The organism is Synechococcus sp. R6-5 (genome assembly GCF_047461775.1).
Taxonomy (GTDB): Bacteria; Cyanobacteriota; Cyanobacteriia; order Thermostichales; family Thermostichaceae; genus Thermostichus.
In genome coordinates this window covers 1-21,140 of record NZ_JANSHV010000058.1, presented here as the reverse complement: position 1 = coordinate 21,140, position 21,140 = coordinate 1, and the positions used below count along the sequence as shown (strand labels likewise).

22 protein-coding genes are annotated in these 21,140 nt (G+C 58.4%); 10 read left to right on the top strand and 12 right to left on the bottom strand.

All coding sequences use genetic code 11. The features are described 5' to 3' along the window. The first annotated feature begins 1 nt into the window (after position 1). Complete coding sequence (gene menD, locus NW818_RS03425) at positions 2-1,822, top strand: 2-succinyl-5-enolpyruvyl-6-hydroxy-3-cyclohexene-1-carboxylic-acid synthase (protein ID WP_414423833.1); 1,821 nt, start codon at positions 2-4, stop codon at positions 1,820-1,822. Here the strand turns inward: menD and miaA are convergent. Continuing rightward, on the bottom strand, positions 1,746-2,810 hold the full coding sequence (gene miaA, locus NW818_RS03420; protein ID WP_414423832.1) for a tRNA (adenosine(37)-N6)-dimethylallyltransferase MiaA: 1,065 nt from the start codon (positions 2,808-2,810) through the stop codon (positions 1,746-1,748). The two genes, menD and miaA, sit on opposite strands and share 77 nt — an antisense overlap. A 265-nt stretch (positions 2,811-3,075) precedes the next feature. Here miaA and NW818_RS03415 point away from each other — a divergent pair, with 265 nt between their 5' ends. Further along, a complete protein-coding gene (locus NW818_RS03415) occupies positions 3,076-3,855 on the top strand; it encodes a hypothetical protein (protein ID WP_414423831.1) in 780 nt (259 codons plus the stop codon). Positions 3,856-3,942: 87 nt separating this feature from the next. Here the strand turns inward: NW818_RS03415 and rpe are convergent, their stop codons facing one another. Both rpe and NW818_RS03405 read right to left on the bottom strand, forming a co-directional pair. Beyond that, the gene (gene rpe, locus NW818_RS03410) at positions 3,943-4,653 is read right to left on the bottom strand and encodes a ribulose-phosphate 3-epimerase (RefSeq protein WP_011433633.1); all 711 of its coding nucleotides are present in this window, start codon (positions 4,651-4,653) and stop codon (positions 3,943-3,945) included. Between the two features lie 93 nt (positions 4,654-4,746). After that, positions 4,747-5,058 (bottom strand): hypothetical protein, encoded by a 312-nt coding sequence (locus NW818_RS03405; RefSeq protein ID WP_414331818.1) that lies wholly within the window; start codon positions 5,056-5,058, stop codon positions 4,747-4,749. Between the two features lie 149 nt (positions 5,059-5,207). Here NW818_RS03405 and NW818_RS03400 point away from each other — a divergent pair, with 149 nt between their 5' ends. Next, positions 5,208-5,618 carry a VOC family protein gene (locus NW818_RS03400; protein WP_414423830.1) on the top strand — a complete coding sequence of 137 codons (411 nt, stop codon included), beginning with the start codon at positions 5,208-5,210 and terminating at the stop codon, positions 5,616-5,618. A 56-nt stretch (positions 5,619-5,674) separates the two neighbouring features. Next, complete coding sequence (locus NW818_RS03395; protein WP_414423829.1) at positions 5,675-7,237, top strand: NAD(P)H-hydrate dehydratase; 1,563 nt, start codon at positions 5,675-5,677, stop codon at positions 7,235-7,237. Positions 7,238-7,274: 37 nt separating this feature from the next. On the opposite strand, the gene NW818_RS03390 is transcribed toward NW818_RS03395, so the two are convergent. The 9 genes from NW818_RS03390 to NW818_RS03350 all read right to left on the bottom strand — a co-directional run bounded on the left by NW818_RS03390 (position 7,275) and on the right by NW818_RS03350 (position 13,469). Then, the gene (locus NW818_RS03390) at positions 7,275-8,054 is read right to left on the bottom strand and encodes a hypothetical protein (protein WP_011433638.1); all 780 of its coding nucleotides are present in this window, start codon (positions 8,052-8,054) and stop codon (positions 7,275-7,277) included. Beyond that, positions 8,054-8,686, bottom strand: coding sequence for a hypothetical protein (locus NW818_RS03385; protein WP_414423828.1), 633 nt, complete (start codon positions 8,684-8,686; stop codon positions 8,054-8,056). Before NW818_RS03385 ends, NW818_RS03390 begins: the two co-directional genes overlap by 1 nt. A gap of 18 nt (positions 8,687-8,704) precedes the next feature. After that, positions 8,705-9,316: a hypothetical protein gene (locus NW818_RS03380; RefSeq protein ID WP_414423827.1), complete on the bottom strand. Its 612-nt coding sequence runs from the start codon at positions 9,314-9,316 to the stop codon at positions 8,705-8,707. A gap of 316 nt (positions 9,317-9,632) precedes the next feature. Further along, entirely contained in the window at positions 9,633-9,770 is a 138-nt protein-coding gene (locus NW818_RS03375; protein WP_414374584.1) for a DUF4351 domain-containing protein, read from the bottom strand. Between the two features lie 85 nt (positions 9,771-9,855). Further along, the gene (locus NW818_RS03370) at positions 9,856-10,689 is read right to left on the bottom strand and encodes an undecaprenyl-diphosphate phosphatase (protein WP_414423826.1); all 834 of its coding nucleotides are present in this window, start codon (positions 10,687-10,689) and stop codon (positions 9,856-9,858) included. A gap of 231 nt (positions 10,690-10,920) precedes the next feature. Further along, a complete protein-coding gene (locus tag NW818_RS03365; protein ID WP_414374581.1) occupies positions 10,921-11,439 on the bottom strand; it encodes a DUF2808 domain-containing protein in 519 nt (172 codons plus the stop codon). 353 nt (positions 11,440-11,792) lie between these two features. Then, a complete protein-coding gene (gene psbZ, locus NW818_RS03360) occupies positions 11,793-11,978 on the bottom strand; it encodes a photosystem II reaction center protein PsbZ (RefSeq protein ID WP_011433643.1) in 186 nt (61 codons plus the stop codon). Between the two features lie 142 nt (positions 11,979-12,120). Continuing rightward, complete coding sequence (locus tag NW818_RS03355) at positions 12,121-12,813, bottom strand: queuosine precursor transporter (RefSeq protein WP_414374579.1); 693 nt, start codon at positions 12,811-12,813, stop codon at positions 12,121-12,123. Beyond that, on the bottom strand, positions 12,813-13,469 hold the full coding sequence (locus NW818_RS03350) for a response regulator (protein ID WP_414418668.1): 657 nt from the start codon (positions 13,467-13,469) through the stop codon (positions 12,813-12,815). The genes NW818_RS03355 and NW818_RS03350 overlap by 1 nt, the downstream gene beginning before the upstream one ends. 255 nt (positions 13,470-13,724) lie before the next feature. Between NW818_RS03350 and NW818_RS03345 the strand changes: the two genes are divergently transcribed. From NW818_RS03345 to NW818_RS03320, 6 genes are all read left to right on the top strand, one after another. Then, positions 13,725-14,843 carry a class I SAM-dependent methyltransferase gene (locus NW818_RS03345; protein WP_414423825.1) on the top strand — a complete coding sequence of 373 codons (1,119 nt, stop codon included), beginning with the start codon at positions 13,725-13,727 and terminating at the stop codon, positions 14,841-14,843. Positions 14,844-15,004: 161 nt separating this feature from the next. Beyond that, positions 15,005-15,475, top strand: a complete 471-nt coding sequence (locus NW818_RS03340) for a hypothetical protein (protein ID WP_414423824.1) — start codon at positions 15,005-15,007, stop codon at positions 15,473-15,475. Positions 15,476-15,548: 73 nt separating this feature from the next. Then, complete coding sequence (locus tag NW818_RS03335) at positions 15,549-15,893, top strand: MgPME-cyclase complex family protein (protein WP_414329330.1); 345 nt, start codon at positions 15,549-15,551, stop codon at positions 15,891-15,893. A 150-nt stretch (positions 15,894-16,043) separates the two neighbouring features. Continuing rightward, on the top strand, positions 16,044-17,588 hold the full coding sequence (locus NW818_RS03330; RefSeq protein WP_414423823.1) for an MFS transporter: 1,545 nt from the start codon (positions 16,044-16,046) through the stop codon (positions 17,586-17,588). Between the two features lie 139 nt (positions 17,589-17,727). Beyond that, entirely contained in the window at positions 17,728-18,897 is a 1,170-nt protein-coding gene (locus tag NW818_RS03325; protein ID WP_414423822.1) for a glycosyltransferase family 4 protein, read from the top strand. Positions 18,898-18,993: 96 nt separating this feature from the next. Further along, entirely contained in the window at positions 18,994-20,691 is a 1,698-nt protein-coding gene (locus NW818_RS03320; RefSeq protein ID WP_414423821.1) for a PP2C family protein-serine/threonine phosphatase, read from the top strand. The last annotated feature ends 449 nt before the right edge of the window (positions 20,692-21,140 follow it).

Genomic DNA, 21,140 nt, shown 5'->3' with positions numbered 1-21,140 from the left:
TGTGACTGCTGAAAACTTTGTCCTGCCGAGGCGGCTGGACTGGCGCAACCTCAACACCCTCTGGGGATCCCTATTGGCCGAAACCTTGAGTCGGCTGGGTTGCCGTTTGGCGGTGGTGTGTCCGGGATCCCGCTCAGCACCCCTGACCTACGCGCTGGCCCAGCACCCCGACATCGAGGCGATCCCGGTGCTGGATGAGCGGTCGGCAGCCTTTTTTGCGCTGGGATTGGCCCAGCAAACCCGGCGGCCCATTCCCCTGGTGTGTACTTCCGGCAGCGCTGGCGCTCACTTTTTCCCAGCTCTCATCGAGGCGGCAGAAAGTGGCTGGCCGCTTTTGGTTTTGACGGCGGATCGGCCCCCGGAGCTGCGCCACTGCCGCGCCGGCCAAGCGATTGACCAGGTGAAGCTCTACGGCCATTACCCCAACTGGCAGGCGGAGTTGGCCCTGCCCAGCGCGGATCCAGAAGCCCTGGCCTACTTGCGCCAGACCCTGGTTCACGCCTGGGAGCGCACCCTTTACCCTTTTCCCGGCCCGGTGCATTTAAATGTGCCTTTCCGGGATCCCTTGGCTCCCATTGCCGATGGCAGCACTGCGCCGCTGCTCCATCTACAGGAAGATCCGGAGTTCGAGAAGACCTTTTTTCGTGGGGTTGCTCCTCCATGCACCGGCTCTTCCTTGCAGGCGGTGCGGAGCCCTTTTCAGACGGAGACGGTTTCTTTTTGGCAGGAGTGGCGCAGCTGTGAGCGGGGGGTGATCTTGGCGGGGCCGGCTCAACCGCTGGATCCCCAGCGCTATGTGGAGGCAGTGGCCCGTTTGGCGACGGCTTTGGGCTGGCCGGTGCTGGCGGAGGGGCTTTCTCCCCTGCGCAACTACGCTTCCCTCAACCCCTATCTCATCACCACCTACGACCTCATCCTGCAGCGGGATGATCCCCAGCTTTGGCCGCAGCAAGTCATCCAACTGGGATCCCTGCCCACCAGCAAAGCGCTGCGGCAAACCCTGGCCAAGGTTGCTCCCCGCGTTTGGCGGTTGGATCCCCGCCCTGAGAATGGGGATCCCCTGCACAACCCCACCACCCACTTGCCTTTCGCCGTAGAGGAGTGGGTCGCCGGGATCCCAGAAGCACCGGCCAAGCAAACAACTTTTCTGCAGGGCTGGCTGACAGCGGAAGCACAAATCCGTGCTGCCCTAGACCAGGCCATGACTGACCTATCGGAGTGGTTTGAAGGCAAGGTTGCCTGGTGGCTGGCCCACCACTTGCCCCCAGAGACTCCGCTGTTTATTGCCAACAGCACGCCGGTGCGGGATGTGGAGTGGTTTTGGCCCCCCAACGACCGCCGCATCCGGCCCTACTTCAACCGCGGCACCAACGGCATCGATGGCCTTCTCTCTACCGCCTTCGGGGTGGCCCACCGGCAGCGCCCGACGGTGTTGCTAACCGGGGATCTGGCCTTTTTGCACGACTGCGGCGGCCTGCGGCTTGGCCCTCACCTGCAGGGATCCCTGACCATTCTCCTCATCAACAACCAGGGGGGTGGGATTTTTGAGCTGCTGCCCATCGCTGAGGTGGGCCGTCAAGGGCCAGATCCGCCCTTTGAGCCCTACTTTGCTACTCCCCAGTCGGTGGATCTTGCCCTCCTCTGCCAAGCCCACGGCATTCCCCACCGGCGGGTGGAAAGCTGGCAGGAGCTGGCCCAAGCTTTGGATCCCTTACCTGCCCAAGGGGTGCGGGTGTTGGAGATCCTTACGGATCGAAAAGCCGATGCTCAGCGGCGGCGGGACTGGTTTCAACAGTGGTCGGAGCTGCCATCCAAGCCTTGACCTGCTTCCAGATCTGCTCCGGCAAATCCTCAGCTTCGCAGTCCAGCCACAGGGCCACGCATCGACCCCTTCCCGACAGGGTGCCGTAGGCATGGCCCTTTTGGATCCCCAGCATGGCTCGAAACCAAGTCATCTGCCGTTTGGCAAATTGGCGGGTGCGCCGCACAATCAGGGGTTGCAGTTCGGCTTCCGGGATCCGCCCCTCCAGGTAAGCGCCGATTTCCGCGTAGCCCAAAGTATTCAAAAGGGGCAGGTGGGGCCCATAGCGCTCCCGCAGGGTTTTCACCTCCTCGATCCACCCCCGCTCCATCATCTCTGCCGTGCGCCGGGCAATGCGTTGTTCCAAACGGGGCATTGGGCAGCGCAGCCCCAAGATCAAGATGGGGTAGTGGGGGGGATGGGCCTGCCGTAGGCTGGAAGCCGGCTTCCCGGTGGTGTAAACGATCTCCAAAGCCCGCAGCGTGCGCACCGCGTCATGGGGATGAATGTGCTGGGCGGCAACGGGATCCAACTGCTGCAGCCAGGCGTAGCGGATCTCAGGGGGCCAAGTTTCCAGTTGTCTTCTCAGTTGGGGCTGCGGGGGTACAGCAGGGATCCCTAGGCCAGCAGTCACCGATTGGATGTAGAGACCGGTGCCCCCCACCAAGATGGGAGTCTGTCCCTGCCGATGGGCCTCGGCGATGCGGGCTTGGGCCGCCTGCTGAAACTCGGCCACCGTGTAGGTGTGGCAGGGATCAACAATGTCGATCAACTCGTGGGGCCAAAGGGCCTGCTCGGCGGGGGTAGGCTTGGCTGTGCCGATGTCGAACTCGCGGTAGACCTGGCGAGAGTCTGCATTCAACAACGGGGATCCCAGCCGTTGGGCCAAAAGCAGTGCCTGTCGAGATTTCCCGGTGGCCGTGGGGCCGGCAATGACGATCAATCCCGGCCATTCTGTCCGGTCAGAAGCTGCTGCAGCGGGAATGCCGTTCTCGAGAGTTGCACTCATTTCGTTCGCGTCAGCGGCGCGGAGTACCTTAGTTTCGAGACATTCAGGATCTGCAAGAAAATTCACACAAGGCAACAGGTTAAAATTTTCAAGAGGCTTTGGCTCTTTGGCTACAATAGAGCTTCCATCGCGTCAGCGGTGCAGAGCACTCTAGCTTCACCTTTTTTCTGGCTTTTCGGGGTTCTCGGTGATCTCATCTTACGTCCCTGCTTCTACTGGGTTGGGCGGCAGTTGCCCACAGCTCAGGCTACCTCTACAGATACAGATGCTCACCCCTCTGCTGCTTGCTTCGGCAAGACGTGGTCTTAGCTGTCTTGGCCGGGCGGTTGGGGCAGGGATCCTGACAGTTTTGTTGGCGTGGGAACCTTGCTCGGCGCGGGGGGAGACCTTGGTGCTCAAGCAGGGAGAAGTGCGCACTCTGCCCCTGTTGCAAACCCGGGCCCGGCTGCCCTTGCAAATGGAAATGCTCTATCTGGGCATGGTCGAGGAGCGCTTCTTGAGCTACGCCCGCGCCAACAATTGGGAGACCATTTCCAGCGACCGGGAGGATCCCCGTTGGAGCCGCTGGCAACTGCGTCCTGGGGGTGAAGCCCTTTACCTGCCCGATTCCCCTTCATCTCAGAACTCCTTGGAGCCCCCCATCTATGCCCGTGGGTTTTATGTGCAAGCCTATTTTGTCGGCGGGCGCCTGGCGGGGATGCACCTGATTCGCAACCCTGAAGAGCCGGGCTTCAACTTGAAGGCCCTGCAAAGGGTGATCCGCGCCTGGTTTCCCGATAATCGCCTGATGTTGTATTACCAAGTGTTGCCAGAGGATCCCGAGCAGCAGGTGCTGGGCGCCTATTTGGGCACCATTCCTCCTCCCTACCTTGCCGATATTCAGCGCAATCGCGTGCCTTTTTGTCAGACTTTTTTCAGCCCCACTTTGCCCCAGCCGATCATCCCCCCCTCCGTCGATGTGCCTCCCCATTGCCTGGGCACAACTGCCGTCAACAGCGGGACGGGGCCTTACGCTGCCCAGAAAGGGGCTGCTGCTTTGCGCTAAAGGCACGTGAGGAGTTGGCTCAGCGCAGCGCTGGGGTCAAGCCGGATTTCAGTAAGGGAGCAGTTTCCTTCAAAATGAACTGTCACCTTAAACTGTCACCAGCTCGGGACGGCGGCTGTTGCGAATGCTGCGAATGGCTTCTGCATAGTCTTTGGCCTTGAACACTGCCGAACCGGCCACAATGGCGTTGGCTCCTGCTTCAATCACCTGCCAAGCGTTGCTGGCTTTGATGCCGCCATCCACCTCGATCCAGGGATCCAGGCCCCGCTCATCGCACATGGCCCGCAACTGGCGAATTTTGGGCACCACTGCCGGAATGAAGCTTTGCCCGCCAAATCCGGGGTTGACACTCATGATCAACACCAGATCCACCAGATCCAGCACGTATTGGATCAGCTCCAAAGGGCTGGCCGGATTGAGCACCACGCCCGCTTGCTTGCCCAGATCCTTGATTTGGCTGAGGGTGCGGTGCAGGTGAATGGTGGAGCTGGACTCTGCGTGCACGGAAATGATATCGGCCCCTGCTTTGGCAAAATCCGCCACATAGTTCTCCGGCTCCACAATCATCAGGTGGACGTCCAGGGGCTTGGCCGTCACCGGGCGCAGGGCTTCCACCACCAACGGGCCGATGGTGATGTTGGGCACAAAGCGGCCATCCATCACATCCACATGGATCCAGTCGGCCCCCGCCTCATCCACTGCCCGTACTTCCTCCCCCAAGCGGCTGAAATCGGCTGAAAGGATGGAAGGGGCGATCACAATCGGCTTTTGCCCAGAGGTCGCTGACGGCTGCACCATGGTGGGTATCAGGAATGTCAAAGAAAGCTGCTCCTCTATGGTACGGGGTTTGATCCCCTTTGCAAAGCGTCATATCCCCTCTCAGCTTGGCACTCAAGGCTCCAGGGGGGACGTGGACTCTGGCGACAGGATCCCGTTCGCGTTGGCGGAACGGAGTCCTTTCAAGCTCGCATCGCCGGGCCACAGACCCTGCAAGACTTGGGCAACACGGTGCCAGGGATCCAGCCGTTCCGCTCGCGGAAGCAGGACGGAGTCCTGGCTGCTTTGAGGCTCTGGAGAAGACTGCTCAGAGGGGGCGGGATCCCTTTCCTCCAGCCTCAGGGAAAGCTGCTGCAACTGCATGTAGATGCTGTTCACGGCCAGCATGGCCAAGACCGTGCCAAAAAACTTGGTGCGGGATCCCATAGGTCAACCCCTGTGCGAAAACAAAGATACGGTTGTCGCGGGTGCGCTAGCTCCACCTTAGCTTACGGGTTTGGCTTGCCGTTCGGAGAAAATATTGATGTTCGCGTCGGCCTTGCAAAGCCCCACGGTCAAGATTTCCCAACAAGACAATGACTGCCCCCCAAAAGCCAACCTATCATCACCTGCACACCGCCCTTTGGGTGAGCGATCTGGCCAGAGCCGAACATTTTTACGGGACAGTGCTCGGGCTCCCCAAGGCGGAACGCTTTGCGTTTAACTTTCCCGGCGCTTGGTATCAAGTAGGTTCCTCCCAAATTCATCTCATCGTGGCTGAGGAGCCGATGGATCAAGGGCACCACTTGCCTTGGCGGGCCGGAGGATCCTGGAAGTGGGGGCGCAACCCCCATGTGGCGCTGGGGGTGGATGACTTGGAAGCGGTGAAGGCCCGCCTCTTGCAGGCAGGCTACGAGGTGCAGCCCAGCGCTTCCGGGCGGGCGGCTGTGTTTGTCCGGGATCCCGACGGGAATGTGATAGAGCTAAGCTCGATTAGCGCAACTTAGCCATGAGCCATCTCCCCTCAGCAATGCCGCCGGTTGCAACAGCGTTGCGTAGCGATATGGGTTCTCGTTGCCAGTTCGATCCGGCCATCAGCCTGGTCAGTTCCGCACAGATGCAGCGCATTGAGGAGCAGATCTTCTCTGCCGGCATGCCCGTTGCCGCTCTGATGGAGAAGGTGGGGCTGGCCGTTGTTGCTCAGTTGCAGAAGGATTTTCCGCAAGCCCATCGCATTGGGATCCTCTGTGGGACAGGGCACAACGGTGGCGATGGGTTGGTGGTCGGGCGGGAGCTATGGCTGGCCCAAAAGTCGGTGAAGGTGTGGCTGGGCAAGCCGGATCTCAAACCCCTGACGGCAGACCACGCCCGCTATCTCAAGGCGCTGGGGGCAGAGTTTGTGGAGAGTCTTGAAGAGCTGGCCGATTGCGATTTGTTAATTGATGCCCTGTTTGGGATCGGTCTGAACCGGCCTTTGGGGGAGCCTTGGGCGGGGGCGGTGGGGTGGGCCAATGGCAGTGGGATCCCCATCCTCAGCCTGGATTTGCCGTCTGGCCTCAACGACCAAACCGGGGAAGTCTGGGGCTGCTGCATTCGCGCCAGCCATACCTACACCCTTGGCCTTTGGAAACGGGGGTTGTGGCAGGAAGCAGCTCTGCCTTGGGTGGGACGGCTGCGCCGCATCGAGTTCGGGATCCCCGCTTGGGCCTGCCCAGAGGATGAGGTTCCCCGGTTGTTGCTGCGGCCTTGGCAGCACTTTCCTGCGGATCCCCCTTTGGATACCCACAAATACCGCCAGGGATCCCTGCTAGGGGTGGCAGGCTCGGCAGCCTATGCTGGAGCAGCGGTGTTGGCGGGGCTGGGATCCCGCGCCAGCGGGGTGGGCATGGTGACGATGGCGGCGCCGGCGGAGTTGAAAGGACTGATCCACAGCGCCTTGCCAGAGGTTTTGGTTCATGCCTGGGAAGGGATCCCTTCTCTGCCGCCGGTTGCCGAGAAACCCTTTCAGGCGGTGGCCGTGGGGCCGGGCTTGGGAGAAACCCGTTTGCCCCTGCTGGAGATCCTGCTGCGGGATTGGGCCGGGATCCCCTGGGTTATCGATGCCGATGGCCTCAATGCTCTGGCGGAGATGGGGGTAGAGCGCCTGCCAGAAAACGGGATCCAGGCCATCCTCACCCCCCACCTGGGGGAATTTCGGCGGCTTTTTCCGGGGATCCCGCTTGGGGATCGCATCGAGGCAGCCCAAAGGGCGGCAGCCCAGAGTGGAGCAGTGGTGGTTTTGAAAGGGGCGCGGACGGTGATCGCCTCTCCCACTGGGGAATGCTGGGTGAACCCGGAAAGCACACCGGCTTTGGCCCGCGGTGGCAGCGGCGATGTCTTGACCGGTTTGATCGGGGGCCTAGTGGCGCGAAGAAGAGCTCAAGCCGGTCAACCTTTGGACGCTCCCGCCCTGCTCAGTTGCGCCTGTGCGGGGGTGTGGTGGCATGCTCAGGCGGCTGTCCATCTGGCGCAAGAACGCGGCCTAACGGGAGTGGATCCGGCACGGCTGGCGGAGCATTTGCCCCAGGCGCTGCAAGCTCTTCAACAGGAGGAAGTTGTTCATACCGTGTCGCAGGCGGGTGAATAAATACTCTAAGTCATAGCCCAAGCCTTCCTGCTTGCTCCTACCCTCCACTAGGGGTCACCCGGTAAAGGGCACAGGAATAGAATTCTGGCTGGTTACTCGAAAGCCTTGGACAGGCCACCAAACCAAAGCCCGCATCCTCCACCACTATCTTCTCCGGCTGCAAGCTAAAATCCTGCGGGATCCGGAAAATCGGACTCAGGGATCCCTGAGGGGACACCCGTGCCAACCCACTGCGCCAAGACCCTTCTGCATCTTCCAAAAGACGACTCTGCCCCAACAAAGCCACTAAGTTGGCTCCTTGTAGGTCAATATCCCGGATGGGTACAGAATCTCCACCATTTTGTTCTCGTATCACCCGCCCATCCACCACTACCGCTAGCCCCTGACTGGGATTGGCCTTGAGAATACTCGGATTCCCTTGGTTATTGGCCAGAAAATAATACTCCTGCCCGACGAGCTTGGTTGCGGAGTTATCCGAGATAAGCGAAAACCCAGGCGGGAAAAAAGCACTCAAATCCATCACCTGAGTGGTTTGCCCTGTGGCATCCACCTGCAGCAACTCCTGACCACAACAGGAACGCAGCCAATCCCGACTTTGCCGAGCCATAATCACCGGGAAGCTATACCGGGTGAAAACGACGCTATTGCCCACCTGAACGAGGTTGGATAGGTATTCTGCAGTTCCTCTTCCGAAGGCCCCAAATGGGAGATCATCCACAAACGTCGAGACTTGGCCCTGGGCATTCACTTTGTTCAAAACCCCCACATTCCGGGTTCCAACCCCTGCATCAAAGCTCCGAGTGCCTTTCAGCAGCATCACCCCATCTTCAAATGCACCGATTCTGCGGAACCACTCTGAATAGCCTGGCCATTCATTTTTTTCTGCATTGTTTGACCAAGAAGATTAATTAGAGTTTCTTGGACATTAAACCTTTGCAATAGTGGCCTTAGAATATCATTTGCATTTGGGGCTTTTAGAAGAACACGAGCATATTGCCACGCTTGAGGGTCTGACAGTTCTGGCAGTGCTTCCCGAATCTTGAGTGCAATGGATGCAACGATTTGAAAGGTTGGGTTGTCTGCTGCTTGGGTTACATTTCCAGACGCAGTTATTCCTCCCAAAGCCATGTTGTAAGCAAGCCGATAGTTTGCGATGTCTTGCTCGAACCCAATGTTGTCTTTGAGTCGGATCAATACATTCTCTTCATTTCCTCCAATGGCAGCAATGATTCTATCACGATTATCCTCAGCGTCACGTATTTCAGTTGCCAGTCCGTTAATATAGTAAATTTTAGACTTGAGGACAAGTGCAGCGGTATTGAAGCTGAAATTGGGAGAAATAACTGAGTGAATATTTGGTCTGTTTGGTAATGAGCAAGACTTGAGAATCAGTACAGACAGGCAACAGCACAATAAAACAACAAGACGAACAGTATTTCGACCGAACATCCATTTATCCTCACTAATCTAGCGAATTGGGTCAGTACATGTCCATTCTTCTGCGCCAACGACTTGTCCAGAGAACTTGGCATCAACAGTTAAATCTGCAATAACTCTTTCCTGGGTGTTAAGCATTTGAAATTGCACTTCCCTTACTGCCTCAGCAACCTCATCAATGAGATCAAATTGATCAACTCCGCCGAATGCCAATCTTGCACATCGAATTGCTCGGAAACCATCAAGCACTCTTGCACGCACCTGGTCTCGACTATCCCTGTCAACATTCACGATGCTTGCCTGTAAAGCTTTGGCGTATCGCAGCATGGCCTTCCGCTTCAGCTCATCATTGGGATACCGGCGGTAAATCCAGCGCTGCACATCATCACGCACGCCATCTCCATCGGCATCAATCCCCTCCAAAGTTTGCTTGCCCGCCTCCCCTGGATCCGGTGGCAAATTCGGAAACAATCTATCCAGTTCATCGACCGGGATCATATCTGGAGAGGGATCCTCACCCGGATTTTCTGGCACAAATCCAGTAGTGGGATCAGGATTGGGCTCTTCTTCTGCACTGGGGGTAGAACCTCCCCCGCCACTGCACCCACACAGCAACACCAACACAGAAGAGAGCATCAACATAAGCAGTATCCTGAGGCCGTTCATAATCGCCTTGGTTCTAGCAGTTCAAGTGGCACAAGTGACCCCCACAGGGATCCGGCAATCCTTCTATTGGAGCTACAAGCAACACAAAATTAGGGCAGGGATCCCTAGAAGGAACTCTCTCAGGAGGATCTACCGTTCATCACCCGACAAGAGCAAGACTGGATTTGCAGCCTGATGCTCAAGCAGAAACTAACATCTGCTTCAACAAAGTGCAAGTGCGCTGCAACACACAGGCCCAATCTTTAGATTGGTCAGCGTATGATACGGAGCCCTTTTTTGAAGGGGAGAACCTTTAATGGCTGAATCCATCAAGCCAGGTGGTGAGGTCAATCAACGACTGGAACTCCAGCAAGGCTAGACCCAGCTCTTCCAAGCGCTCCACCGATAAAGACCGAATCTGAGCCTCCACCTCCTCAGGCAGGGATCCCATTTTGCCAATCTTCTCAGTGGGAAAAGCAGCCAGAAAGGAGTGACCACCTCAGGGATCCCCGTGGATTGTAGTTGACTGAGCTTGATTAGGGTCTTAGGAACCCCAGCGCTAAACCCAAGATAATAAACAAGCCAAAGCCAATCCGATAAACAATGAACAGCCAGGTGCTGCTGCGCTGCAAAAACTGAATTAGCCAATCGATAGACAAGTAGGAAAAGACGAAGGCCGAAAGCGTCCCCAACCCCTGCGGCAGCAGGGCCTCTGCCTCGAACTCGGAGATAAACTCCACAACCCCCGCCAAAAATAATGCCGGGATCCCCAGCAAGAAGGAGTAGCGAGCGGCAGCCGAGCGCTGCAAATGGAGAAACAGCCCTGCCGTCAGCGTCGAGCCGGAGCGCGACACCCCAGGGATCAGGGACAAAGCTTGGGCCAGCCCTACCCAGATCCCATCCCAAATGCCTAAGCTGTGAAGGTCTCGCTGGCGTTTGCCCGTTTGCTCTGCCCAGCCCAACAACACAGCCAAGCCGATGGCTGCGACGGCGATCACCCACAACTGGCGGGGCGGGGATCCCCAAATGGCCTTGATGGCCCACCCCACCACCACAATCGGCACCGTTCCCACCAAGATCCCGACCGACAGCCGCCAAGGCTCCTGCTGGAAATCTCGTTCTCGCCAAGCCTTCCAAGAGCCGAGGATCAACTGGCGCAGGTCAGAGGCAAAGTAGATCAGCACCGCCCCCAAACTGCCCAACTGGATCACCGCCGTAAACGAAGCTCCCGCATCCGGCCACCCCACCAAAGCCGGAAACACCCGCAGATGGGCCGTGCTGCTAATGGGCAGAAATTCGGTGATCCCTTGCACCATGCCCAAAATTAGAGCCTGCCACCAATTGGGATACCAGGTGTCAGCAAGCAACAAGGTAAACACTCCCCCACCCAAACTTGCCGGATTTGCACAATCCCCATTCTTAGAAAAACTCAGAACTCCGGCTTTTTCCAGCAGCCCATACCACGGCGAACAAACACTTGCAGAGGGATCCCACCCCAACTGGCCGGGAACTTGGGTGTCGCTGTCCCAGACCCGCAAAAGGGCTGTGCCTATAGGATCGCCGCAAAGATCAACAGTAGGTCAGATCATCGGGTCAATAGATCAGAAGCCAATCCGCTCTGGGTCTTCAATGGTAATCAGCCAGTTGCCCACATTCCGGAAGAGGGGGTTGGGTTCCGTACCCCGTACCCGCGCCTCCACACGGTAGATACCGGCAGATGAAGGGTTGCGCACGTTGGAGAGCACCAGACGGATCTCCTGACCGGCAGCAATGGGTTGACGGGCCACCACCTCTAGAGAGCGAAACTCCTCGTTCCAGTACACTTGATCCAGCTCTACAGGCCGGCCTTCTACCTCCAGGCGGACACTTTCCGGATCGATGCGGCCATCGAAATTCCTGTCCCCGTTGATCTGCACTTCTGCCACCGCCACATTCTGGGGGGGAATGGTCAGGCGATAGCGATCCAAACGACTGCGAACCCCGCCAAAATCGAGCCGATAGCTGAGGACAGGTACCCCTTCACTGCCGGTGATCACCAAACCCGACTGCGCCTCTGCAGAATGGGGCATCACCAGGGATCCCAGGCTCCCCATCAACAGGCCCGCCAAGGCCAGCCTCATTCCTCGCCGAGCAAGGCCAAGTTCCTGCGAACATTTCCCTGCTCTCATCACTGCTCTCAACACCCAAACCTCCGCTGGTTGAAACACCTCAGCACCTTCAAAGCTCACTAGCGCGGCCTGTAGACAGCCTGACCGATGGCAAGCAAGGCCGACGCCTCGCCGTCCATTGTAGAGGATGGGATCCCCTCTACCGAGAGAGCTTAAGGCTTATCGAGGTGCGGAAGTGCGTAGTTCGTCCAGGATCCCAGACAAAAACTTTGGGCCGCCACACCCACGGTGCAGCTCCCACGCAACGCTGATTGCGACCACAAGGTGACCTTCGGTGGATTGGCCCTCGCCCTTCTACTGCTTCTTCACTTGAGGAAACTCAGCACCCCCACCCCAATCACCATCAGCACCCAGAGCAGGGATCCCACCAAAATCACATTCTTGGCCCGGCTCCAGTCGCTGGCTGAGCTGTAGAGCACTGGCACCGCCACCACCAACAGCAAGCTGTAAAGCACCAACACCAACAAAGCAATTTGGAAAACAAGCATCATCTTGCGGATCCCTCACAAAAGTCTTGTCTTGGATAAAAGCTCCCGGTAACACCGGATGGCAGCAGGATAAATAGGATGACGCTCTGACTATACCAAAATAGGATCCCTCCCAAGGCCAGATCCGTTGAGGCGGCTGATGGATTCATCTAGACACAGGCTGGAGGCGGAAGGGGTTAAAGTCGGTTGCCACATCGAAGTAGTCTTCTTGTTCTTGCTGCTTTAGCCAGCCGGTAATGGCATAGGTCAGGGGCGTAAACGCCACCTCAACGGCACACTTGAACACATAGTTGGAGAGTATTAAGCTGCCCAGGCCGGGGAACACCCCCCAGAAGGCCAAGGTGACAAACAGTCCAGTATCCACCGCTTGGCCCACCAGGGTAGAGCCGATGGTGCGTGTCCACAGCCACCGTCCCCGCGTCCACACCTTCATGCGGGCCAGTACATAGGCGTTGGCAAAGCTGCCTCCCCAATAGGCGATTAAGCTGGCCAGCACAAGGCGGGGCGTCAGGCCCAGAATCTGGTCGTAGGCTTCTTGATAGGGCCAGTCGGGGGCGGCCGGCAGGGATCCCACGATCATGAATGTCACCGACATGAGGGCCGCCGAGATAAATCCCAGCCAGATCACCCGTCGCGACCGGGCATAGCCATAGACTTCGGTGAGGATGTCGCCGAAGATGTAGCTGAGGGGGAAGAGAATGGTGCCCCCGTCAAAGGTAAAGGGCCCCAGAAGAACGATCTTGGTCGAGGCGATGTTGGAAATCAGCAGCACGGCCACAAATAGAGCCGTCACCGCATCTAGGTGTCGATAAGCTCGCTCAAAAACCCTCTCAGACATCAGGATCCTCCTAGAAGTTTACGGATCTGTCGCAGCTCCTTGACGATCAAGGCCAAACCCTGGGCATGTCGCTCCACTTCGCCGGCGAGCTTGCTGATCTGGGCCTCCAGATTGCTGCTGCGGGATTCCTGACGCGCCAGGCGTTGGTTGATCCCAGAAAGCCGCGCCACCACCTCCCGCTGGATCAAGTTTTCCGTACCTTGAATCAGCAGCGTCTCGATGGCGGTGAGCCGGTTCAGAATCAGTTGGGTGTTGGTTTCGGATCCCGGCTCCGGTGCAGCGGCAGGGGCAACCTGGAGGACCTTTTGGATAAGAGCCAAAAGGGCATCTGCCTCAAACGGTTTCTCGATGAAATCAAAATCGACAAAGGGCTCAGGGATGCGGGCAGTCACCTGTTCCTTCAGCCCCGACATCATGATCACAGGGGTATTTTTCAAGTCACCTTCCCGACGCAGGGCTTGCAGGGTGTCGTAGCCATCCATCTTGGGCATGACAAAATCCAGCAGGATCAGGTCGGGGTGATGTTTTTTGGCCGCTTCCAGCCCTGTCAACCCGTCTTTGGCCTCCACCACTTGGAACTGATCGGCCAAGATGCTGGCCACCATCTTGCGAATCATGATGCTATCGTCAATGACCAACACCGTCTTGGTTGTCATGCTGAGGCGCTCCCTCTTCCCATTATCAAATCGACCTGATCAGCCCCTTCCTCCAGCTCATAGGGCAATCGGGGACATCCTTTTGAGGACACCACTAGAGTACTCCCCTGCTTGGCCAGATGGGGTGTGCTCAGGGATCCAATTCCGCCAGGTTTTCCCCACGCCCAGCGGCTGCCGGCCCGGCGTGGCCGCCTTGCTATAATTAAGTGTAAACAAACGTTAAGCCTTCATTCTTCATTCGCACCTTGCAGGGTTATGAGCCTACAACTAAGTCCTGAGCTGTCGCTGCCGATCCCATCTCCAGTCGGAGAAGCTGCCTACCGCGCTTTTCAGTGGGGCAAAAACATCTTCGGCTTTGCCCACAAAGCGCTCTCCACCCAAGCTTCAGATCTGATGCTCTCCGTGCTCAGGGATCTGCAAAGCTTCTCCTCCGGGAGGACCCCGCCGCCGCGGGCCAAGGTGCGGGTGAGCGCTGACACGCTACAGGTGTTGCGGGCCCGTTATGAACAACTCCTGCAAGCGGACTGGCAAGATGCTGAGGCAGGGTACTACCCGCACGCGCTCTTGTTCGACAACCCCTGGCTGGACTTTGCCCGCTATTACCCGCAGGTGTGGTTGGATTTGCCGCAAATTACTCGGCGGGTTCACAGCAAGCGTTACCAAGAGTTTTCTCAAGACATCTCCACCGAGGGCTATCCGAAATACTACCTGCAAAATTTCCATTACCAAACCAACGGCTACCTGAGCGACAGCTCGGCTGAGCTTTATGACCTGCAGGTGGAGCTGCTGTTTGGGGGCACAGCGGACGCGATGCGCCGTCGGGTGATTCGCCTGCTCAAAGATGCGTTGGATCCCACCTTGGTCAGCCCCCACATCCTCGATGTAGCCTGTGGCACGGGGCGGATGCTGCGCTTGCTGCGGGGATCCCTGCCCAAAGCAGCTTTGTATGGCCTGGATCTTTCTCCTGCCTATCTGCGCAAGGCCAACCGACTGTTGCAGGAGCTGCCGGGGGAGCTGCCCCAGCTTATCCGCGCCAACGCCGAGGCCATGCCCTATGCCGATGCCACCTTTGACGCCGTCATCAGCGTTTTTCTCTTTCATGAGCTGCCTGGCCCGGCCAGACAAAATGTCATCAACGAGATGAGTCGGGTGGTGAAGCCAGGGGGCGTGGTGGTCATCTGCGACTCGGTGCAACTGCTGGATTCGCCAGAGCTGAAGGAGACGATGGAAGCCTTTATGCAAACCTTCCACGAACCCTACTACCGCGACTACATCCACGACGATCTGGGGGTGCGCCTGCAACAGGCAGGCTGTGCGGTGCTGCGCCGGGAGACTCACTATGTCAGCGCCTACATCCTAGCCCGTAAGGGTTGAGCGCCCTTTCCACAAGCTTAAGAGGAAGAGTAAATCGGCGGTCACTTGTCCAGAGGGTGTATAGTAGTTTTAGACACGAAACCTTGGATGAGAAGACGGGCCACTGACTGGATAACCTTCAGGTGCAAGTCCGTCCGAACTCTTTTCTTGTACTTAGGCTCATGTCCCACCCCCATGGATCCCTCCGCGCCGGTATCACTGCTCTCAAGCAGGAGCGCTACCTGGAGGCGATCAACCTTCTCGAGTCCTTCTGCTACTGCTGTTCCATCCAAGAGAGACAAGAGAGTTTGTCCCGCCGCCTGAGCGAGCGCAATGGCTCGAGGGCAGATCCGGAAGAATGCGTTTTGGCTCGTGTAGCTCTGATCATGGCATATCAGGGCAGTGGTGACTTGGAGCGCTCAACTGCCCTTTGCCAAGAGCTGTTGGAGGAGAAGGAAACTCCTGAGTCCGCTCCCTGGGCTCGGGAATGGGCAGCTCAGGCTCTACCTACCCTCAAGCAGGCTTCAGAACACTCCATGCCCCCTGAGGAAGTCATGGCGCGGCTACCCGTTCTCCGGCAGTTGGAAGACTGTCAGCCGCTGTGTAGCTCCCGCGATCCGGCTCCGCATCTGCTCAAATCTGGCTCTCTCTGAGGGAGAGGATCTGCAAGGAGCGGTGAACGCCCGGCTCTAGCCTTTATTCTCAACACAGTTCCACAGCAATCTTATGTCTGCTGCCGAACCGACTACCTATCATTTTGTCGTTGCCAGCCTGTCTTTCTTACGTTCTGAGCCTCTGGAAGAGGTGCTGGAGGAGCGTCGTCGATACTGCGAGGAGCGCCATTGCCCTGTCGATTTCTTCTGGGTGCCCCAGCCGGCCTTCATGGAAGCTCCAGAGTTAAAGCCCCTGCGGGACAAGTTGAAGGAGCCCCTGGGGGCAGTGGTATCCACCAACGCGGATTTTATTCGTTGGCTGAGCCTGCGCCTGACTTTTGTGGAAAAGGGCAGCTTTGTGGCTCCCAGCGAGTCGATCCCGGATCCCTTGCGCTCCTTGTCTGCCGCAGGAAGCTAGGCCTGCCGATTCCCAAGATTTGGGTTGGTGGATTGGAAGGCGGGCCAAGATAAGATCGGGGCACCCCATTTCCACTTTTGTTTGCTGACGGGATCCCATTCTGTTGTGGGGCCGACGTCGGGGAAATGGGCAGGTCACCTGGGGAGCATGATGACTTTGGAGCAACGATGGGGCTGGCCGGAGGGAGGGGCAGGGATCTGCCACCCCAGTTCCCCTCTCCAGAATCCCCCACCTGCGTCAACGCCAACTTGGGGGCTGAAGTCAGAAGCTCTCTTGCCTGAGCCGACAGCAAGCCCCGCCCTCAGCTCGCCGGAGTGTTCTCCTGGGGATCCCTTGCCAGAGCCATCTCCTGAAGATCCCGAAAAAGGGCAAAAAGAAGAGAAAGAAGATCAAGGTCTATCTGAGCCGGGCCTGAGCAACTTTGTGGCCGTGCTGCGCCGGCGCAATTTCCTGCTGCTGTGGATGGGGCAGGCGTGTTCCCAGTTGGCGGACAAGGTGTTGTTGGTGCTGCTGATTGGGTTGGTTGCCCGCGAATTTCAGCCGGAAGGGGCTTCCATCAGCGGTTGGGTCTCGGCCATCATGCTGGCTTTTACGCTGCCGGCGATGCTATTGGGCAGCCTGGCAGGGGTATTTGTGGATCGCTGGCTGAAAAAAGGGGTGTTGGTGCTCTCCAACCTGGGGCGTGGGATCCTAGTGCTGCTGTTGCCGCCGCTGCTCTGGCTCACTGCCGGGCGCGACCTTTGGCCGGGGATCCCCTTGGGGTTTGCGGGGCTGTTGCTGGTGAGCTTTGCCGTCTCGGTTCTAACCCAGTTTTTTGCTCCTGCCGAGCAGGCGACTTTGCCCCTGATCCTGCCGAAGCGAGAGCTGCTGGCGGCCAACTCCCTGTACACCACCACGATGATGGCTTCGCTGATCGTCGGGTTTGCCGTGGGGGAGCCGCTGTTAACCCTGGCAGATCGTTGGGTACGCCATTGGTTGCCGGGCTGGGAAGTGGGGCCGGAGCTGTTGGTGGGGGGAGCCTACCTCTTGGCGGGATCCCTGCTATTGCTGCTGCAACCCCACGAGAAGCTAGAGCCCCGGCGTTGGGAAGTCCCTCACCTCTGGGAAGATCTCCGGCTGGGCCTGCACTATGTCGGCCAGGTGCCCCTGATCCGAGCTGCTTTGGTGCAGGTGGTGGTGCTTTACTCGCTGTTTGCGGCGCTGGCAGTTTTGGCGGTGCGCATGGCCGAAGTGATGGCAGAGCTGAAGCCGGATCAGTTCGGGGTGTTGTTGGCCGCTGCTGGCCTAGGCATGGGGATCGGCGCCTTTTGGGTGGGCCATACGGGCCGACGGGTGAGCCGCCGCGCCTGGGTTGGCCTGGGATCCCTGCTGCTCTGTGGGGCTCTGGCAGCCCTCTCCTGGACGACCCACTGGCTGCTGCCCAGCTTGGGCTGGATTGCCCTGTTGGGCTGTGGCGGGGCTCTGGTGGCGGTGCCGATGCAAACCTTGATCCAAGAGGAAACGCCCGACCATCTGCGGGGCAAGATTTTTGGGCTCCAGAACAACGCCGCCAACATTGCCCTCAGTTTGCCGCTGGTGTTTACGGGATTGGCGGAAGCTTGCTTTGGCCTTCCCTGGATGTTTGTGGCCCTGGCTGTTCTGACGGGGCTGGCGGGGCTGTACACCTGGAGCTTATTGGGCAGAGAGGCCCCCTAAATCCTGCCGCAGCGCCAGGCTGGATACCCTCTTCTGGGGGAACGGGTCAAGGCAGGAGCCAACTCTGCTACTCTTGTAGAGGTTTAAGAATCGAGACTCCCTTTGCAGCTCAGCGTTTCAGCTCCGCGGGGATCCGCCCATGCACATCGCCTGGATAGGCAAAAAGACACCTTTCTGTGGCAACGTCACCTATAGCCGCGAGATGACCAACGGCCTTTTGGATCGAGGGCATCAAGTGAGCTTTTTTCACTTCACCAACGAGGGCCAACCGCCCGCCCTGGATCCTGGAGGTGAAGGCTGGAGGGCGGAGCTGGATCGTCGAGACGTTTCCCTCCCCTGTCTGTACAAGTCGCAGATTTACACGATCCCGGCCCCCAACGCCAAGCGGTTGCTCACCCAGGCCCTCAAGGAATTGCAGCCGGATCTGGTGCATGCCTCCTTGACCATTTCTCCCATCGACTTTGTGTTGCCGGAGATCTGCGCTGAGCTCAACCAGCCGCTGGTGGCTACTTTCCACCCTGCCTTCGACCGACGGCGGCGCAACATCGCCTCTCGCACCCAATACTTGGCCTACCAGCTCTACGCACCGTGTTTGGCCAACTATCACCGCACCATCGTCTTCTCGGAAACGCAGCGGGAGATCTTGGTCAAGCTGGGGGTGCGCCCCCAACAGGTGGTGGTCATTCCCAATGGTGTGGATGTGGACAAGTATGCGCCTGGGCCCTCCACCCTCAAACAGCGGTTGGGACTGGAGCGGATCTTCGTCTATCAGGGGCGGGTTTCGCCGGAGAAAAACCTGGAGGCCCTGCTCAAGGCTTGGAAACACTCCCAAATGGGGGAGAAGTGTGGTCTGCTGATCGTGGGGGATGGGCCGCTGCTCAACACCCTCAAGCCCTTCTACACCCTTCAACATGGGATCCACTGGCTGGGCTATATTGCCGACGAGCAGCAACGCATCGAGATCTTGCGAGGAGCCGATGTGTTTATTTTGCCCTCTTTAATCGAGGGGCTCTCTTTGTCCCTGTTGGAGGCGATGGCCTGTGGGCTGGCAGCAGTGGCCACCGATGTGGGTGCCGATGGCGAGGTTTTGGCCGATGGAGCCGGGATCCTGCTGGATCCGACACGGGTGACGGCGGAGCTGCAAACGCTGCTGCCTTTGCTGCGGGATCAACGGGAGTTTACCCAACTGCTGGGGATGAAGGCCCGCCAGCGGGTGCTGGAGCGCTATACCCTCAGCCACAACCTCAGCCGGGTGGAACAGCTCTACCGGGAACTGTGCCAGGGATCCCGTCAGCCTCGCCGGGTGTGAGGGAAAATGAGGATCTTGATCTTTGTGTGATAAAGCTTGTGAGATTTTTGCTAAGCTGTTTCGTTACGTTTCCAAGGGATTAAGCCAGCCTTCCCGATGGATGATCACAGCCCCCAAAAGGCCGTTTTAGGGCAGCCCCCTGCCGGGCTGTCAGATTCTTTGTGGTCAGAGTCCTTGCTGGCCCAGGATTCGGGCAAAAATCCCCTCCCCCCCAATGCTCCGTCGCTGTCGCCCACGGACAATTCGGGGGACTTGCGCTCAGCTCAGACCGGCCAGGATGAGGATCCCACCTCTTCAGGTGCCGTTGCGTCCGATGATAGAGAGCTGCCGGAGGTCAAGCCGGCCATTGTGCCTGCCCCTGCAATGCCGGATCGGGTGGCAGAACTGGAGAGAGAACACCATCGGATGCAGTATCTGCTGGCGTGGCTGGCTTTTGCTCTGCGCTCTTTTAACAACTTGAACCAGATCCTGGAGCTGACGGCTTTTGTGGCCAGCCAACTGACCGATGCCGAAGGCGGAGCCCTGGTTTTGTTCAATCCCAACGGCACCATCCAGTTGGATCAACTGCATTGCTCTGATCTCAATCACCGCGAGCAGATTCGGGCTGAGATGGAGCAGATCGCCCAAACTCTCTCGGCTCAAGAGCCCATCCTCAAAACGGAGGGATCCCTCTCTGTTAAGATCCCTGCCCTTGAACACCTCTTGGACGAACGGTTCCGCCAGAGCCTGGGGCCGGATGTACGCCTTTTCGGCACGCCGCTGCTGATTCGCAACTCTGTCCAGGGTCGCTTGTACGTCTTCAGCCGTCAGCCTGGCTACCACTGGGATGAACGTCGCCAGCAACTGTTGCGCTTGGTCGCCGATCAGGCAGGGGTGGCCATCGAAAATGACCGCTTGACGGCAGCCTTGCGCCGCAAGATGGCCCTGGAAAAAGAAATGGAGATTGGCTCTTACATCCAGACCCAACTGCTACCTCGGGAGTGCCCTCAAGTCAAGGGGATTCGCTTGGCAGCCCGTTGCCGGGTGGCCAGCAAAGTGGGGGGCGACTACTATGACTTCATCAAGATTCCCGGCGAACGCCTGGAAACATCCGACTCATCTGAAGAAACGGCAGGCTTTCGCTTGGCCATCGTCATTGGGGATGTGATGGGCAAAGGGGTGCCCGCCGGCCTGTTGATGACCATGACCCGCGCCATGGTGCGGGCGGAGGCCCTCAACCGCCATTCGCCGGCCCGTGTTCTGCAACATCTGAACCGGGCCATGTACAGTGACCTGGAAAACTCCAATCGCTTCATCAGCCTGTTTTATTCGGAGTACGATCCCCGCTCCCATCGCCTCTGCTTCAGCAACGCGGCCCACAACCCCACCCTGTGGTGGCAGGCCCGCACCCGAGAAATTCAACCCCTGGACACAGAGGGGGCGCTGATCGGCTTGGAAGAAAACAGCCACTACTCGGAAAGCTGCGTGCAACTGCAACCCGGGGATGTGGTGGTGTACTACACCGATGGCTACACGGAGACAGCCAACACCCGCGGCGAGCGCTTGGAGACCTCTGGGCTGATGGACGCCATCCAGTACGCTGCCCGTCGCTACGACTCCCCCGAAGACATTTTGGAGAGCTTGTTTGAGCAGATGGATGCCTTCCGAGGCCGTCGGGGATCCCACCCTCTTCCCCTATGGCTGCCCGAGAATCCAGAGCTCCTGTTGCAGGACGAGATTTCCCTGCGACCTGAGCCCGTGGACGACACAACGCTGGTGGTGTTGAAGGTGTTGCCGGACTCTGAGCCAGCCTAGCTAAAAAAGTTCAAACTCAGGGTTAATGACAGCAGGCCGCAACGCTCACAATAGCTCAAGCAAGCTACTCAACGCTACTGGGCTGGGCAGCAACGGTGGGTTGGTTGACGTGGTTTTGCCGGACTACTAGGCTAGTTGGTTAGTTCTGGCATGCGTTCTGCATGGGCTAAAGCCTGCTCCAGCTTTAGTCTGTGTGGCTCTCTCAGAGAGCAAGGAGCGGCTACCTGCAGCTTGCGGGGAAGTCACGCCTGTGGAGATCCCTCTGGCGGGGCAGTGGGGGTGATCTCTGCTGCCAGCCATAGTTAGTTAAGGCAGGAAGAAAGCAGAAGCGCGGCAGACGCTGAGCACTCCGCGCCGCCGGTGCGAGTGGAAGTGTTTGTTGGCGTTTCGTAGGTCTTTCAGAGCGGTACGCTCTAGCTGGCGGAGCATGCCTCTAACCCCCAAAACCC

What these genes read in the sequence shown, in the direction of transcription:
- miaA (WP_414423832.1), bottom strand. Translation starts at nt 2,810, where the DNA reads ATGAGTGCAACTCTCGAGAACGGCATTCCCGCTGCAGCAGCTTCTGAC.
- NW818_RS03415 (WP_414423831.1), top strand. Translation starts at nt 3,076, where the DNA reads ATGCTCACCCCTCTGCTGCTTGCTTCGGCAAGACGTGGTCTTAGCTGT.
- rpe (WP_011433633.1), bottom strand. Translation starts at nt 4,653, where the DNA reads ATGGTGCAGCCGTCAGCGACCTCTGGGCAAAAGCCGATTGTGATCGCC.
- NW818_RS03405 (WP_414331818.1), bottom strand. Translation starts at nt 5,058, where the DNA reads ATGGGATCCCGCACCAAGTTTTTTGGCACGGTCTTGGCCATGCTGGCC.
- NW818_RS03400 (WP_414423830.1), top strand. Translation starts at nt 5,208, where the DNA reads ATGACTGCCCCCCAAAAGCCAACCTATCATCACCTGCACACCGCCCTT.
- NW818_RS03395 (WP_414423829.1), top strand. Translation starts at nt 5,675, where the DNA reads ATGGGTTCTCGTTGCCAGTTCGATCCGGCCATCAGCCTGGTCAGTTCC.
- NW818_RS03390 (WP_011433638.1), bottom strand. Translation starts at nt 8,054, where the DNA reads ATGCTGCTGAAAGGCACTCGGAGCTTTGATGCAGGGGTTGGAACCCGG.
- NW818_RS03385 (WP_414423828.1), bottom strand. Translation starts at nt 8,686, where the DNA reads ATGTTCGGTCGAAATACTGTTCGTCTTGTTGTTTTATTGTGCTGTTGC.
- NW818_RS03380 (WP_414423827.1), bottom strand. Translation starts at nt 9,316, where the DNA reads ATGTTGATGCTCTCTTCTGTGTTGGTGTTGCTGTGTGGGTGCAGTGGC.
- NW818_RS03375 (WP_414374584.1), bottom strand. Translation starts at nt 9,770, where the DNA reads ATGGGATCCCTGCCTGAGGAGGTGGAGGCTCAGATTCGGTCTTTATCG.
- NW818_RS03365 (WP_414374581.1), bottom strand. Translation starts at nt 11,439, where the DNA reads ATGAGGCTGGCCTTGGCGGGCCTGTTGATGGGGAGCCTGGGATCCCTG.
- psbZ (WP_011433643.1), bottom strand. Translation starts at nt 11,978, where the DNA reads ATGATGCTTGTTTTCCAAATTGCTTTGTTGGTGTTGGTGCTTTACAGC.
- NW818_RS03355 (WP_414374579.1), bottom strand. Translation starts at nt 12,813, where the DNA reads ATGTCTGAGAGGGTTTTTGAGCGAGCTTATCGACACCTAGATGCGGTG.
- NW818_RS03350 (WP_414418668.1), bottom strand. Translation starts at nt 13,469, where the DNA reads ATGACAACCAAGACGGTGTTGGTCATTGACGATAGCATCATGATTCGC.
- NW818_RS03345 (WP_414423825.1), top strand. Translation starts at nt 13,725, where the DNA reads ATGAGCCTACAACTAAGTCCTGAGCTGTCGCTGCCGATCCCATCTCCA.
- NW818_RS03340 (WP_414423824.1), top strand. Translation starts at nt 15,005, where the DNA reads ATGTCCCACCCCCATGGATCCCTCCGCGCCGGTATCACTGCTCTCAAG.
- NW818_RS03335 (WP_414329330.1), top strand. Translation starts at nt 15,549, where the DNA reads ATGTCTGCTGCCGAACCGACTACCTATCATTTTGTCGTTGCCAGCCTG.
- NW818_RS03330 (WP_414423823.1), top strand. Translation starts at nt 16,044, where the DNA reads ATGACTTTGGAGCAACGATGGGGCTGGCCGGAGGGAGGGGCAGGGATC.
- NW818_RS03325 (WP_414423822.1), top strand. Translation starts at nt 17,728, where the DNA reads ATGCACATCGCCTGGATAGGCAAAAAGACACCTTTCTGTGGCAACGTC.
- NW818_RS03320 (WP_414423821.1), top strand. Translation starts at nt 18,994, where the DNA reads ATGGATGATCACAGCCCCCAAAAGGCCGTTTTAGGGCAGCCCCCTGCC.